Genomic DNA, 588 nt, shown 5'->3' on the forward strand with positions numbered 1-588 from the left:
ACATGGCAATATCGGCATTTTTTAATAGAATTTCAGTGGTGTCACCATCGAGCGGGTAGAGACTGATACCGATTGACGCACCAATCTGATGTTTTTGCCCCTCCCACCAGAAAGGCTGCTGGAAGGCATCGCCGATACGCTCCGCGACACGAGTTGGCTGACTCTCCCTTTCTACCGGCTCCAGTACAACCAGGAACTCGTCTCCACCTAAGCGCACAACATTGTCAGATGGCCGCAATACAGATAACAATCTGGATGCAACTGATTTCAGTAACTGGTCGCCAGCAATATGGCCTTGGGAATCATTCACGTTTTTAAAACCATCCAGATCAACAAATAGCAATGCCAACATTTGTTTGGTCGTTTTTGCCCTCTGTATCGCTTTTGGCAAATACTCCATTAGCCAATGCCTGTTATACAAACCGGTCAACATGTCTTTCGTCGCCAGGCGCTGGAGTTCCTTTTCAGCTTCTTTTCTCTCGCTAATATCCTGTATCGTCACTGCCAGGCCAGAACCAGAACGAGTGAGACGACGTCTGGCCCACGCCATATGCAATGGACTCAACTCCGATAATTCATATTCATCCT

Annotated in this window: 1 protein-coding gene; it reads right to left on the bottom strand. The window is 47.8% G+C overall.

What is annotated here, in order from left to right; translation table 11 throughout:
* A partial coding sequence (locus tag ACO0LF_RS31435) for a diguanylate cyclase domain-containing protein (RefSeq protein WP_423021330.1) occupies positions 1–550 on the bottom strand: 550 nt, incomplete at its 3' end.
* Between the last annotated feature and the right edge of the window lie 38 nt (positions 551–588).

It is taken from the genome of Undibacterium sp. Di27W, from assembly GCF_049340345.1.
Classification (GTDB): domain Bacteria; phylum Pseudomonadota; class Gammaproteobacteria; order Burkholderiales; family Burkholderiaceae_D; genus Undibacterium.